The sequence below is a fragment of the Mesorhizobium sp. KR9-304 genome (assembly GCF_040049215.1).
In the GTDB taxonomy this organism is placed as follows: domain Bacteria; phylum Pseudomonadota; class Alphaproteobacteria; order Rhizobiales; family Rhizobiaceae; genus Mesorhizobium_K.
Window position 1 is genome coordinate 924,312 of record NZ_JBDZDN010000001.1, and the last position, 15,122, is coordinate 939,433.

The 15,122-nt window shown below is 66.1% G+C and carries 8 protein-coding genes; 3 read left to right on the forward strand and 5 right to left on the reverse strand.

The genetic code is table 11. The annotated features are described in order from the left end of the window. Positions 1 to 4 precede the first annotated feature (4 nt). Complete coding sequence (locus ABLE71_RS04365) at positions 5 to 1,861, reverse strand: YadA-like family protein (protein ID WP_348782131.1); 1,857 nt, start codon at positions 1,859 to 1,861, stop codon at positions 5 to 7. 411 nt (positions 1,862 to 2,272) lie between these two features. On the opposite strand from ABLE71_RS04365, the gene ABLE71_RS04370 reads away from it, so the two are divergent. Further along, positions 2,273 to 9,766 (forward strand): autotransporter outer membrane beta-barrel domain-containing protein, encoded by a 7,494-nt coding sequence (locus ABLE71_RS04370; RefSeq protein ID WP_348782132.1) that lies wholly within the window; start codon positions 2,273 to 2,275, stop codon positions 9,764 to 9,766. Between the two features lie 8 nt (positions 9,767 to 9,774). Beyond that, positions 9,775 to 10,356: an invasion associated locus B family protein gene (locus tag ABLE71_RS04375; RefSeq protein WP_348782133.1), complete on the forward strand. Its 582-nt coding sequence runs from the start codon at positions 9,775 to 9,777 to the stop codon at positions 10,354 to 10,356. On the opposite strand, the gene ABLE71_RS04380 is transcribed toward ABLE71_RS04375, so the two are convergent. The 4 genes from ABLE71_RS04380 to ABLE71_RS04395 are packed head-to-tail and all read right to left on the reverse strand — an operon-like array spanning position 10,353 to position 13,917. After that, complete coding sequence (locus ABLE71_RS04380; RefSeq protein WP_348782134.1) at positions 10,353 to 11,126, reverse strand: 3-ketoacyl-ACP reductase; 774 nt, start codon at positions 11,124 to 11,126, stop codon at positions 10,353 to 10,355. The two genes, ABLE71_RS04375 and ABLE71_RS04380, sit on opposite strands and share 4 nt — an antisense overlap. A gap of 24 nt (positions 11,127 to 11,150) precedes the next feature. Then, positions 11,151 to 11,948 carry an aldolase gene (locus tag ABLE71_RS04385; protein WP_348782135.1) on the reverse strand — a complete coding sequence of 266 codons (798 nt, stop codon included), beginning with the start codon at positions 11,946 to 11,948 and terminating at the stop codon, positions 11,151 to 11,153. 11 nt (positions 11,949 to 11,959) lie between these two features. After that, a complete protein-coding gene (locus ABLE71_RS04390; RefSeq protein WP_348782136.1) occupies positions 11,960 to 12,883 on the reverse strand; it encodes a dihydrodipicolinate synthase family protein in 924 nt (307 codons plus the stop codon). 20 nt (positions 12,884 to 12,903) lie between these two features. Next, positions 12,904 to 13,917: a dihydrodipicolinate synthase family protein gene (locus ABLE71_RS04395; RefSeq protein WP_348782137.1), complete on the reverse strand. Its 1,014-nt coding sequence runs from the start codon at positions 13,915 to 13,917 to the stop codon at positions 12,904 to 12,906. 176 nt (positions 13,918 to 14,093) lie between these two features. On the opposite strand from ABLE71_RS04395, the gene dctP reads away from it, so the two are divergent. Then, a complete protein-coding gene (dctP, locus tag ABLE71_RS04400) occupies positions 14,094 to 15,122 on the forward strand; it encodes a TRAP transporter substrate-binding protein DctP (RefSeq protein WP_348782138.1) in 1,029 nt (342 codons plus the stop codon).

The window sequence follows — 15,122 nt, forward strand, 5'->3', positions numbered from 1 at the left end:
ACCCTCAGTTCAGCGTTAGACTGAGGCCGGCGCCGCCGCCAAACGAGCCGCCGGCGAGCGCGGCCGAGGCATTGGCGCGCATACGGCCGCCTTCGCTGGTGTAGCCGGCGCCGAAGGCCGCCGCGCCCTGACCTCGCCAGAAGCCGCCGCCGACACCGACGCTGAACTTTCCAGGCGTATCGTCGTAGCGGATGGAGGCGGCCGCCAGACCGACCGCGGCCGCCTGCCGCGCTTCGTCGCGCACGCCGTCGATCTCCCCGGAGAGCTGGTTGAAGCGAACGTCGGTATACGCGTTGGCGATCTCGATCACCTCCTCATTGGCGTTGAAGACGAGACTGTCGGCATACGTGTTCGCCTGGATCAGAGTGGTCGCAAGACCGTCTTCGAGCTGTGCTACGTTGACGGCGTCGGTGTCGTCGACGCCTTCCGCCACGTTCTTGACCAGGACCGGCGCCGATGGATCGCCGCCGATCAGGGTGACGGTGTTGGTCTTGTCGCCGTTGATGTCGAGGTCGTACTGCACGGCATTGTCGGCGAGTTCGGCCAGCGCGACATTGGTGGCGTGAAGCTGGGATCCGTTGACGGCGTCGGTTGAGGTGGCGTCGACGAGACCCGGGCGGAGGTTGGTAATCGTCGTCCCGCCAACCCCCTCCAGCGTGATCGTATCCTTGGGATCTCCCTCTGCGCCATCGTAACGAACGGCGCGGTCGCTTACCTCTCCGACCGCAATATCGATGTTGTCTATGCGCGTGTTGATGTTGGTGATTTCCCCATCGACAGCGCCAAAGGCGTCGAAGACCGTCGTGTAGCTGCCGCCCTGGATCTCATAGGTCGGGCCGGTGATGGTGCCGTCGACATTGACCGTCGCCGTGCCGCCGAGGTGCGAAACGATGCTCTGCGAGACACCGAAGAGCTGCGAGCCGTTGATGGCGTCGGTGGAGGATGCGTCGACCGCGCCGTCGGCGAGATTTGTGATCAACGTCCCGGAAGCCCCCTCGAGCGTTGCGACATCCTTGTCGAGCGTATCGTAGCGGATCGACCATTCGACGGCTGCCTGCAACTGACTGACGTTCACAGCGTCGGTCGGCGCGGAGCCGGCGGCGAGATTGGTAATTCGGCGCTGCTCGGTATCACTGCCTACGGAGACCTCACCCGAGGCGGTCGCACCTGCGAGCGTGCCGAAGCCCGGATTGTAGGCGGGATCGGAGAGGATGGCCGTGGTCGTCGAGTTGGCTCCGAGCGCGACGCTGTTTGCGGCTGTCGCTGCCGCGCCGGAGCCGAGCGCAACCGCGCCGATGGCGTCGACACCGACCGTCGCTCCCGTTCCGATAGCGATCGAGCCGAGCGCAGTGGCGTCGGTGGCGGCATTGTTGCCGATAGCGATGGAGTTGATCTCGCCGGCATCGGCCTCCAGTCCGTTGGCGCCGAGGCCGGTAATGCGGTTGCCGCCGATCGAGACGCCCTTCTCCTCGTCCAGCGTGACGCCGTCGGCGGTCATGATGCACTCCTCAGACGGGCCGACGATGTTGCCGTCGACGTCGAGCACCGAAAGCGTGACTGGATCGCCGCTGGCGGCATCGATGAGCAGTTGCGACGCGTTGACGTTCGTCGGCGCCGGAAGACCGATAAGGGTCAGCAGATCAACCACGGCAAGCAGGTCGTTCAGCACGCCTTCGATGGGCACCACGGTTCCGATAATGACCGGCTCCATGATGTCAGTGACGACGGAGGGCGGAAGACTGACCCCTGAACAGGCACTGACGATGGCTTCTTGGGAATGAGCGAAAGTCCCGCCGCCGCCAAGCAAAGCGACCGTGGAGAGCGCAAGTCCGGCGGCGGAACGATAGAGCGACCGATGCATGCGAATTCTCTCCCTTCTCAGAAGAGAATCGACCCGTATAGTTACGAAACTGCTAATATGACGCGGTAGAACCAATTATCGACCTCCACCCTATGGAAGATCCGGGCGCGAACATTGCTACCGCACGCGGCGGCAGCGGATTCAAACAGGCGAATATTGCCTCGCTCGCTCGGGTTCGGAGCAAACCTCTTGCGCTATCGGTCTGTGACCTGATTGCATCAGCCTGCGCCAATTCGTTGAGCCGGTTGCCCGGAAGGCAGAGATTCCGATTGCCCAAACAACCGTTTCGATCTGAAAAACGTGACGTTGGGTAATCCATCCGGGCAGGCTTGGCAGACAAGCGCCCGGAAAACGGCCAGCGTCGAGCTTCCTGTGGGGCATGGATAGTGGAAGCCGGTCGGGAGTCGTGCAATGAGCGTTCATTGCAGTGGCGTACCGACGCGTGTCGACTGGTTCGAGCAAACCGGCTTGGCCGATCGTCATTCAAAAGAAGACCCAACAGTCTTCGCCCATTCGCATCGTCTTGAGGTCAGCAGGCTCGTCCTGCTGACAAGCTCAGCATTGGTTCTGCTCGCCGTCGCCGTCTATTCGCCTGCCACCCACGCCCAGATCGTCATCGATCAGGACGGTGTTGCTGGCCCCGACGGGGCCGACGTCATCGGCGACGCGGATGCCGACAATGGCCAGCCTGGCGGGAACGCAACACACACAAACAACGCCGACGCAACTACCGCTGGAACGGCGTTCCTCGGAACCGCGAAGGGTGGTCGCGGTGGCGATGGCGGCACTGCGATTTCCATAACCGTAATTCCCATTCCGCCCTTCCTGGATGTCACTCTCGATGGCGGCAACGGCGGCAATGGCGGCAATGGGGGCGTCGTCGACATAACGAACACGGCGACGCTACAAAGCAGCAACAACAACGCAGACGCAATGACCGCCAACGCCAGCGGCGGTAATGGCGGCAACGGCGCCTGGGCATTCCATCCGCTCACCTCCGATGGTGGCGTTGGGGGCCGCGGCGGCAATGGCGGCACGGCTACCCTCACCACCACGGTGACCAGCAACATTACGACGTTCGGCAATGTGTCCAATGGCATCAGCGCCATCGCCGATGGCGGCAATGGCGGCAACGGCGGCACTGCGTTGGGCGGCGTTGGGTCAGGCACCGGCGGCAATGGCGGCGCCGGCGGATTCGGCGGGACCGCGAGCGCGACGAACGCCGGCACCATCGTGACGCATGGCGTTCACTCGAAGGGCATGCTGGTGCGTTCGGCGGGCGGTGTCGGCGGAGATGGGGCTAGCGGCGCCGGACTGATCGACGGCGAGGGCGGCAATGGCGGCGTCCCGACGGTCGGCGGCAATGCGACCGGCACGAATTCGGGCACGATCGATACGTTCGGCGACTTCGCGAACGGCATGGTCGTGCAATCAATCGGCGGCGGAGGTGGCGACGGTGGCGGCGCTTTCGGTGTGTTCGGCGGCGGCGGCTCCGGTGCCGCCGGCAACAATGGCGCCGCGGCGACGGGCACCAACACCGGCACGATCAGCACCAGGGGCACTGGCGCTATCGGCATGCTGGTCGAGTCGATCGGCGGCGGCGGCGGCGACGGTGGCGGGGCCATCGGATCGAGAGCGCTGGGCGGAGATGGCGGAGGCGGCGGCAACGGCGCGACGGCGACGGGACATCTTGGCGGCACCATACGCACTGGCTTCGACGACAACGGCGGCGACGGTGCGCATGGGATCGTGATCCAGTCGATTGGCGGCGGCGGCGGCAATGGCGGCTTTGCAATCTCCGGCGGACCGGTCGTCGCGGTCGGCGTGGGCGGCAACGGCGCAACCGGCGGCAATGGCGGCACGGTGGATGTGCAGCAGGCTGCTTCCGGACCGATCGTGGAAACGAAGGGGACCTCGGCGATCGGCATCCTGGCGCAATCGGTCGGCGGCGGCGGCGGTAACGGCGGCGGCAGCTATTCCGTTTCGGCCGGTGTCTCGGTCTCGATCGGCGGCAAGGGTGCGGCCGGCGGCGATGGCGCCGCGGTCACCTACAATGTCGGCAATGCAAACGTAACGACCCACGGCGCGGATTCATCGGGCATCATGGTCCAGTCGATTGGCGGCGGCGGCGGCAATGGCGGATTTTCGCTGGCGCTGGCGGCCGGTGCATCCATCGGCATCGGCGGCAGCGGCGGCGCGGGCGGCGACGCCGGAACCGTCACCGTCACCTCGGGCGGTTCGGTGTTCACCCAACAGGACCGCTCCGCCGGCATCATCGCGCAGTCGATCGGCGGTGGCGGCGGCAACGGCGGCGGCAGCGTCTCGGGAAGCCTCGGATTCAACATAGGGGTCGGCGGCAAGGGGACCGGCGGCGGCGTTTCGAACACGGTCAGCCTGACCAACAGCGCGGCCGTCACGACGCAGGGAATCCAGTCGCATGCGCTGCTCGCCCAATCGATCGGCGGCGGCGGCGGCTCCGGCGGGTTCTCCGTCTCCGGCGGAGGCCCCGCAGTCGCCATCGGCGGCGACGGCGGCGCTGCCGGCAGCAGCCGCCGGGTCTATGTCAGCAACACCGGTACGCTCAGCACCGACAAGGACCTTTCGATAGGTCTCTTCGCGCAATCGGTCGGCGGATCGGGCGGAGACGGCGGCTTCTCCATCGCGGGGGGCGCCTTCGCCGCCATAGGGGTCGGCGGTGCCGGTGGCGGCGGCGGCAACGGCGGATCCGTGGACGACATCAATGCCGTCGAGGTCCACAACAACGCCAACATCACCACGCGGGGAGCTTTGGCGCACGGCATCCTGGCGCAGTCGGTCGGCGGCGGCGGCGGCAATGGCGGCAGCACGGGCGCCTTCGCGGTCGGTCTGTTCGGCGCCGCGGGTGTGGCGGTCGGCGGCGGCGGCGGCGCCGGACGCGACGGGTTCAAGGTCGACGTCACCCACGCCGGCAACATCACGGTATCGGGAATGGGTGCGAAGGCGATCGTCGCGCAGTCGATCGGCGGCGGCGGCGGCAACGGCGGCAACGCCTATTCCGGCGCGGTGAGCGTCGGCCTCTACGTTTCGGCCGGCGTGGGCGTCTCGATCGGCGGCGGCGGGGGCGTGGGCGGCTCGGCGGGCGAAGTGGTGCTTCGCGCCGACGGCAACCTCATCGCCGACACCGGCCCGCCCGACGTCGGCGAGATCGTAGCAGATCACAACGCGATCGGCACCGGCGGCATCGTCGCGCAGTCGATCGGCGGCAGCGGCGGCAATGGCGGACGGGCGGTTTCGGTCGCCGGCAGCCTCAGCACCGGGGCCAGCATCAATCTCGGCGTGTCGGTGGGCGGCGGCGGCGGCGGCGGCGGGCTCGGCCGTGCCGTCACCGTGGAAACCGGATTGGTCAGCGGCGGGCTCATCGTCACTCAGGGCTACCAGGCGGCGGGCATCATGGCCCAGTCGATCGGCGGCGGCGGCGGCAGCGGCGGCGACTCGTGGAGCGGCGCCGGCGGCTTCGGCGTCAGCGCCACCGTGAGCGCTACCGTCACCATCGGCGGTCCTTCCGGCAACGGCAATGAAAGCGGCGCGGTCCGCGTCACGAACGCGATGTCCGTGCTGACCCACGGCGACCAGAGCAGCGCCATCGTGGCGCAGTCCATCGGCGGCGGCGGCGGCAATGGCGGCTCGTCGAGCGGAGCGACGGCCAGTCTCGGCGGCGGGAGCGGCGTCAATGTCGACGCCAACGTCTCGGTCGGCGCGGTGGGCGGCGATGGCAACCTTGGCAATACCGTCGACGTCACTAACACCGGCAACCTCACCACGAAGGGCTATTTTTCCTCAGGCATCTACGCCCAGTCGATCGGCGGCGGCGGCGGTTCGGGCGGATCGAGCAACGCCAAGGCGTTCAATGTCGGCGGGACGGCTAGCACCAATGTCAGCGCGAAGCTCGCGGTTGGCGGCGCCGGAGGAGATGGTAACGACGCGAGGAAGGTGACGGTCAATAACAGCGGCGTCATCAGCACGTCCGGCTTCGGATCGACCGGCATCGTCGCGATGTCCGTCGGCGGCGGTGGCGGTGGCGCGGGCTCGGCCGGAGTCGGCGACGAAGCGGTTCTCGACCCCGGCGGCGACAGCGGCTCGACGAGCGTGTCTGTCGGGGCGGCGATCGGGCTGGCCGGCGGCGGCGCCGGCAACGGCGGCGAAATCGACATCACCAACAGCGGCTCCATCTTCACTAACGGGGCAGATTCCTTCGGCATCAGCGCCAATTCGATCGGCGGCGGTGGCGGCATCGGCGGTTCGGCCTCGGCGGGCGCGACGGCTGAGTACGCGATCGGCGGCGCGCTCGGCGGCGTGGGCGGCTCGGCCGGCAATGGCGGCGTCGTGACGGTGAGAAACACTTCTACCGGAGCGATCATTACGCAACGCGAGCGTTCGCTCGGCATTTTCGCCCAGTCGATCGGCGGCGGCGGCGGCGTCGGTGGCGCGGGGCAAAGCACCGGCGGCGACGGCGGTACGGTCAACCTACAGATGTCACTGGGCGGTTCGGGCGAGGCGGGCGGAAACGGCGACGCCGTGACCGTCGACAATGCCGGCCTCATCTGGACCCAGCGGGAGAACTCGCACGGCGTCATGGCCCAGTCGATCGGCGGCAGCGGCGGCCTGGGCGGCGCATCCGGCTCGGCGACGGCGGACGAAACGCAATACGCCCTCGCCTTCAGCCTCGGCGGCGCCGGCGGCAATGGCGGGTTCGGCGGCAGCGTGACCGTCACCAACCGCGACACCGGCCTGATCTTCACCGACGCCGACAATTCCTACGGCGTCTTCGCGCAGTCGATCGGCGGCGGCGGCGGCTCGGCCGGCGGTGGATCGACGACGGCGGGCGTGTCCGACCTGTCCGTCAACCTCGCGATCGGCGGCGCGGCCGGCGGCGGCAACTACGGAGGCACCGTCCGCGTCGACAATTTCGGCCAGATCATCACGCAGGGCGCGCTGTCTCACGGCATCTACGCCCAGTCCATCGGCGGCGGCGGCGGCGCCTCGGGCGCCGCGGCCAACGCGTCGGAAGCGGAGACCGCGATCGGCGGCACCTTCTCGCTCGCCGGCGGCGGCGGCGCCGACGGCGGCCACGTGATCGTCAACAATGCGGGCTACATCGAAACCTTCCGCGCCGGCGCGCTCGGCATCTTCGCCCAGTCTGTCGGCGGCGGTGGCGGTTACGGCGGCGTGGTATCGGACGACACTGCCGTCGCCAGCGCCTTCGGTCTCCAGGTCGGCGGCTTCGGCGGCGACGGCGGCAATGGCGGCGCCGTGGACGTGACCGTTTCCGGCGCGATCATTACGCATGGCGAAAGGGCGCATGGCGTCGTCGCGCAGTCGGTCGGCGGCGGCGGCGGCTATGGCGGCGACGCCAACGGGAAGGTGGCCAACTCGCTCGCCATCGGCGGCATCGGCGGCGAGGGTGGCAACGGCGGCGACGTCACCGTGACCCGCACCGGCACGATCACCACCACCGGCAAGGATTCGATCGCCATCATCGCACAGTCCGTCGGCGGCGGCGGCGGCTTCGGAGGCGCCGGCTTTGGCCGGTTCGAGACCGAGGGCGACGGCAGCGCGCCGGACTCCATCGGCTTCAACTCCCCGACCGGTGGCATCGGCACGGGCGGCACCGTCACCATCATCCAGACGGGTGCGATCGAGACCAGTGGCGACCGCGCTCACGGCATCGTCGCGCAGGCCGTCGGCGGTGGCGGCGGCATGGGCGGCACGTCGTCACTGGCGCTCGGTCAATCGGCCGCGGGCTCGCAGGGGGGAACCGGCAACGCAGCGGCTGTCGGTGCGACGGCCAACAGCGAGGTGTGGATCAAAGGTGCGAGCGCCTATGCCCTGTTCGGCCAGAGCGCCACGGGCAACGGCACGGCCGGCGCGGTCGATCTGATCGCACACAACAGCCTGTTCGCGCGCGGCGCCGATTCGGTCGCGGCGTATGGCGAGAGCTCGGCGAGCGGCGCCAAAGGCAATATCACTCTGACGCTGAACGGCGCTTACACGATCGGTGGCTCCGCCTCCGGCGTGGCGGCGATGCTCGTCGGCGGCCAGAACAACAACATCGTCAACCACAGCCTGATGTTCGCCATGGGCATCACCGCCCCAGAGGTCGGCCAGACGGTCGCAACCGTGCCCAACGGCGTGCTCGAAACCTATCTCGGCCAGTTCAGCCCGCTGACGATGTCGGGCACCTTCGGCAACGACAATTTCGACAACGTCACCGGCCGCGTGATCGGCAACCTGGAATTCGGGGACGGAAGCAACGGGTTCCACAATTTCTCGGGCGCTTCGATGGTCGGGCTGTCCTACATCGGACTGCACGACGGGACGTTCCTGAACGACGGGCTGATGAGCAATCAGGGCATCGGGGTACGCGCCGTCGTCGATATCGCCAGCAGCTACACACAGTCGCTCTCGGGCCTTCTCGTCGTCGACGTCGACCTCGACGCGCAGACGACCGACATGCTGACGATATCCGACGCCGGCGACTTCAACGGAACCGCGCCGCTCAATTTCCTGACAATCGACAAGCTCTTCGAGGAGTACGCGGTCGCGAATGCAGTGACGATCGTCAACTCGGGCATAGAGGCGACAACCCTACATCCGACCGTAGGCTTCCTTTTCCAGTTCCGGGTGGACGACGTCCCGGGCGGCCAGAACCTCGTCCTCTTCGCCGACAAGCCGACCTTCGTGTCGCTGATCCAGGATCCGGCTTCCGGCGTCGATGATCCCGGCGTCTTCGACATGGCCGAATATTTCGATGCGGTGGAAGCGGCTTCCAGTCCCGACAATCCCATGGCGCGGCTGATCAACATGCTGCGCTTCCTGCCCGACGAGGAGACGTTGGGCGAGACGCTGACGCGGCTCACTCCACACTACGCGGTCCACACCTTCGATATGCTCAACCGGTCGACCGATGTGTTGCTTGACAACGCCTGGGGATGCTCCGACGTCAGGGGGCCATTCGACGCGGGCGGTCGCTGCATCTGGGCCACCATCAATCCGGACGATCGGTACGAGCGAGAGACAGGGCCGAACGCAACCCTGCGCGACGATACGCTGAAGACGATGTCGGCGGGCGTGATCGCCGAGGTTTCCACGAAATGGTCCTTGGGATTGGCCATCGGCCGTACCGAGTACGATTCCGAAATCACCTTCAAGGATGAATGGCTGTCGACCAACAAGGGCGAATCCTGGCAGGCCTTCGGCCTGGCGAAGTTCGTCAGCGGCAACTGGTTCGTGGACATTGCGGCTGGGGGCGGCACCGGTCGCTTTGACGGCACGAGAAATACCCGTGTCGACCAGGTGGCGATGATCCCTGGCGAACTGGTGGACGGTCAGTACCTTCCCGAAGTGCTGCTCGAGGGGATCGGCAACAGCGTCGAGTTCAGCCAGACAACCGCGCAGGTCGGCGCTTCGGCCCGCATCGGCTACAATCACTATGCCGGCAAGTTCTACATGCAGCCGAACGTGCAGCTCGATGCCCGCTGGCTGAGGGTCGAAGGCACGGAGACAGGCTCGCTGGCCGCCATCAACTTCGACGGCAGCAGCAACGGCTTCTATGCCGCGACGCCCGGCATCGAGATCGGTGCGCAGATTCCGATCGGCGCCACGGCAAGCCTGCGGGCCTTCGCCAAGGCGGGGGTCCAGTTCTCCACCGACGAATGGACTATCGAGGGTCAGTTCGCGGCCACGGAGGGTCTAATCGACGAACAGCTCGAGCTGCAGCAGGCAATCGACACCCCGCTTTATCGCGTGGGTGCGGGCCTGGAACTGGACGGCGTCCAGGGTGTCGGCCTCGTCTTGAAATACAGCGGCGCATTCGGAGAAGCGGTGGACAGCCATTCCATTGGCACGGGACTCAAGGTTCGGTTCTAGGAGTTCGCATGAAGCAAAAGTTCATTGTAGCCGGCGCCGCGTTGCTGCCGCTGGTTTTGCAGACCTCCACCTGGGTTGCGGCGCAGGAGCAGCCGCCGGCCGACGCCGCGCCGCAACCGGAGCAGACCTCCACCGTCCTCACCGGCGGGGCGTCGGCTCTGACCGAGACGCATGGCGACTGGAACGTCAACTGTCAGATAGTCGCCAACACCAAGGTGTGCACTCTTTCCCACCAGCAATTCGATCAGGCAAAGAACCAGCGCCTGCTGGCGATAGAACTCTCTTCGCGCACCGGCGAAACGGCGAATGGAACGATAGCCATGCCGTTCGGACTCGAGCTTTCGGCTGGCGTCACTCTATCCGTCGAGGAGAAACCCGCGCAAACCAACATGGCCTTCAAGACCTGCTTCGCAGTCGGCTGCCTGGTGCCTGTCAACTGGGAAAAGGCTTTCATCGACCGGTTGAAGGCGAACAAGATGCTCAAGATCAGCGCGGTCGCGGCCGATACGCAACAGCCAGTCAGTTTTACGGTGTCGTTGCGCGGCTTTTCCAGCGCGATTGCCCGAGTCGCCGAACTTATCAAGGACTAAAGCCGGGCAATCGACAGACCGCCGTCGGCGGCAACGACCGAGCCGGTCGCGAACGACAAGTCGTTCTGCACCAGCAGCCGCACCGCCCGTGCAATGTCCTCCGGCTCGCCCCAGCGGCCTGCCGGCACCAGCCCACCCTCGATCAGCGGATCGTAGCGCGCAACGACGCCGGCCGTCATCGGCGTGCGGATGATGCCTGGCCTGATCTCGAACACGCCGACGCCGTGGCCCGCGAGCCTCAGCGCGAACAGCTTGACCAGCATGGGCAACGCCGACTTCGACAGGCAGTATTCGCCGCGCTCCGGCGAAGCCATGACCGCGCTGACGGACGAGACCACGACGATGCAGCGGGCATGTCCTTCGACGCGTGGCCGGGCAGCCATGCGGCGGCCGACCGTCTGCGTCAGGAAGAAAGTGCCCCGCAGGTTGATGCCAAGCACTTGATCGAAGGAATCCGGCTTCATCTCAAGCAGGTCGCCACGCACCTTGGCAGGCACGCCGGCATTGTTCACCAGGACATCGACCGGTCCCAGCGCGGCTTCGATCGCGTCGAGCAATTCGTCATGCGATTCGATCAAGGCCAAGTCGCCCGACACGACATGAGCCGATGGCGCGCCGAGCGCCTTGAGCGCTTCGATCAAGCCCTCCCTATCCGGGACGGTGCGATCCAATATGCCGACGGCAAGCCCGCCGCGCGCCAGTTCGTACGCGGCGGCCAGCCCGATGCCGCTGCAGCCGCCGGTAACCAGGGCGACGCGGCCGTCGCTCATTGCCGCCGCCCGCATTGCCGCGGATCAGTGCGCATAATCCGGCTGCTCGGCGTCAAGCGTCCGGCGCACCGAAGCGAGATGCAGCCGCGCCGATTCCGGATCGCCTTCCCGCATCTGCCGGTAGGCGACGGCGGCGACCGCCGGATCGACCGGCAGCACCTCGCGCCCGGTCGACAGGGCCAGTACCTGCGCCTGCGCGGCCCGCTCCAGATAGTAGAGGTCGTCCCAGGCCTCGGCGATGTTGGGGCCGAGCACCATCACGCCGTGATTCTTCAGGAAGACGATGTCGGCGTCGCCGGCCGCCGCCGCGATGCGGTCGCCCGCCCGCTCGTCAAGCGCCAGGCCGTTGTAATCGCGGTCGAAAGCCGTCCGGCCGTAAAATTTGAGCGAGGTTTGACCTGCAAAGATCAGCGGATCTCCTTCGGTCATGGACAGAGCCGTGGCGTAGGGCATGTGGGTGTGGAACGCGGCGCGGGCACGGGGAATGCGTTTGTGAATGCGAGCGTGGATAAAGAAGGCCGTCGCCTCGGGCTGCCCCTCGCCGGCCACCACATTGCCGTGCAGGTCGCAGATCAGCAGCTTCGAGGCCGTCAGTTCCCGAAAGGCGTAGCCATAGGGATTGACGATGAAGAGGTCGTCATAGCCCGGAACCAGAGCGGAAAAGTGATTGCAGATGCCTTCTTCCAAGCCGTAGCGCGCGGCCATGCGGAAACAGGCGGCAAGGTCCGCGCGTGCCTGCCAGACTTCGGGCGATTCGAGGTTGGGCTGGCTGCTTCCGGAAACGGCCGGCGCCTCGGGAGATGGATTCAAGGCATGCGCCATGACGAGCGTCCTCAGGATGGTGCGCGACTGGAGGCGGATGCCTCGCGCGCGGCAAGTTTGGCGATGGTGTCGCGAATGACCGCGACAACGTTTTCACGCTCGGCGCCTTCCAGCGGGAGACGGGGCTGGCGCACCCATTCAGGCGCGCCGTAGACCAGGTGCTCGGCCATCTTGATGTACTGGACGAGCTTCACATGCGTGTCGAGGTGAAAGGCCGGGGTCATGATGCGATAGAGGGCTCGCGCCTCTTCATAGCGACCTTCCCTGGCAAGATCGAAGAGCGTGACGCATTCCGCCGGCCACGCATTTGTCATTCCGGAGACCCAGCCGGTGACGCCGAGAGCGACACTTTCCAGGATCAGATCGTCGACGCCGCAGAAGACAGAGAAGCGGTCGCCGCAGGCGTTGTAGATGTCGGTGACGCGGCGGATGTCGCCGCACTCCTCCTTGATGCAGACGATCGACGGCGTGCCGGCAAGCTGTTCCAGGATCGGCGGCGTCACGTCGACGCCATAAGCGATCGGATTGTTGTAGATCATGATGGGCAGGCCGCACGACGCCGCGAGATCCCTGTACCAGGCAACTGTCTCGCGAGGATCGCTCTTGTAGGCGATCGAGGGAAAGGCCATCAGCCCCTCGGCGCCCAGCTTTTCGTAGTGGCGGGCAGAAGCGGCGGCGGCGGCGGTCGAAACCTCGGCAAGGCCGCTGAGAAGGGGCACGCGGTTCGACACGGCCTCCTTGGCGGCGCGGATGACAGTCTCGCGCTCGCTCATCGCCAGCGATGCGTTCTCGCCGAGCATCGGCAACACGATGATACCCGACACGCCAGCGGAGATCAGACGGTCGATGCTGCGCTGCGTCCAGTCGAGGTCGATGCCTCCATCCTCGCGCAGCTTCGTGGTAATCGCGGGAAAGACGCCGTTCCAAACAGTCATTTCAGCCTCCCTCTGCAAAGTCACAAAGCGCGCCGCAAGGGCAGCACGTTGTCGCGCGCCGCAAGCGCTTCGCCGGCATGGAAGCTGCGCATCGACGGCGGCAGCGACCGCTCCCAGCGCTCGAAGTCCGCCAGCATCCACCCGCGCTCGGGATAGTGCAGTTCATCGAGCGGAGGCAGCATGCGGGCCCATGACGGCTGCCCGGTCACCTGCGCCAGAACGGCCTTGATCGACGCGCCAAAAGATTGACGTGAGAGGATCAAGTCGCCGGATGTGATGAGCGGGACAAGCCCGCGGCGATCGAATGCGGACGGCGCCTCGAACATCGCCCGCAGGAGGCGCGGCATGACGTTGCCCAATCCGCAGATCGTTCCATACGCACCAGCGGCGAGAGCTTGCGGCAGATGGATCTCCGTTCCCGTGAAGATGCGCAGATGACCGCATGAACGGATCAGCGCTTCCGTGAAGCCGAAATCTCCTCCGCTGTCCTTGACGCCTGTGACTATGCCGGGAAAGGCCTCGTCGAGGCGCCGCACGATCGGCGGCGTCAGCGGGACTCCGCAAATGTCCGGAAAATGATAGAGGCAGAGCCGCAAATCGTCACGTGCGATGCGATCTATGACCGTGGCGTAGAAACGGTATGCCCCTTCCGCCGTGATGTTCGAGCGAAACATGCAGGGCGGCATGAGAAGGATGCTGTCCACATTCGCATCGAGCGCATGTTTGGCCAGATCAACTGTCTCGCCGATCGACATGGCCGTGGCCGAGACGATCAGCCGTCCCGGCGCAATCCCCGCGCGGACCGCCGCCTCCAGCCCGCTCTTGCGGTCGGTCGCGGTGAATTCCGGCCCCTCTCCGGTGGTGCCGAAGAGCGCGATGCCATCGCAGCCCGACGCGAGCAGCATCTGGCAATGCATGGCAAGCAGCGAATGATCCGGAGCCAGGTCGATCGCCACAGGCGTGGCCGCCGCAACGGCGAGACAGTCCCGCGCCGGAAGATGCTCGTCCTCTGGGCTATCTGAAGTCGCTGTCATCGAGGACTCTCGGTTCCGAAGGCCGGAATGGCCAGCTCGCGGCAAAGAAATGATGATTGATTGCACATTGTCAACATTTATCTTGACGCTTGACCCGGCCTGTGGAAGCCTTCCTTCCGCAGGGATGGGCATCGACGTTCCATCGACAAAATCAGAAGCTCTAGAGGGGTCCCAGAATGTCAAAGTCTTCGTTTTATTCGTTCGGACCAGGCATCACCCGCCGTACCGTGTTGGCCGGCGCCGCGGCAGGTCTCGCCGCCGCGACGGTCCTGCCCCGCGCCGCTTTCGCTCAGGCGAAGGTCATCCGCATGTCCACCCCCGGCGCCGCCGAGGAGTGGCAGTCGAAGGCGCTGGTGAAATTCAAGGAAACACTGGAAGCCGCTGCTCCCCGCAAGTTCGACGTGCAGGTGCACTTCAACGGCACGCTGTTCGGCCAAGGCACCGAGATTGAGGCGATGCAGCGCGGCAATCTCGAGGTCGCGATGATCTCGCCGCAGGACGTCGCCGAACTCATCCCCGAATATTCGATCTTCACCACCGGGTATCTGATGCGGGACGCCGCGCACCTCGACGCCGTCTATGACGGCGAGATCGGCAAGGAATACAAGGAGCGCGTCGCCAAGGATCTCGGCCTGCACATCGTGCGCAGCCAGTATCTCGGCAGCCGCCAGGTCATGCTGCGCAAGCCGAAGGAGGTGAAGGTGCCGGCCGATCTTGCCGGCCTGAAGCTGCGCATGCCGGGTTCGGAGGCATGGCAGTTCCTGGGCAACGCGCTTGGCGCGAATGCGACGCCGCTCTCCTTCGAGGAGATCTACCTGGCGCTGCAGACCGGCACCATCGACGGTCTGGAAAACCCCCTGCCGGACATCATCTCCAACAAGTTCTATGAAGTCGCCAAGCAGGTCGTTCTCACCAACCACATGGTCTCGAATACCTTCTTCACCTTCGCAGGCGGCTTCTGGAACGGCCTATCCGACGAAGAGAAGGCGGCGATCGAGAGCGCCGAGGCGCAAGCCAAGGCGTTCAACGACCAGGGCGTTCTCGACACGGAGAAGGACGCCGTCGCGTTCCTCGCAGGCCAGGGCGTCACAGCGACCACGCCTGATGTCGACGCCTTCCGCAAGAAGGTTCTCGATGCCTTTGCCGGCTCCGACTTCGCCAAGTCCTGGCCGGCCGGCCTTCTCGATCGCATCCAGGCCGCCTAG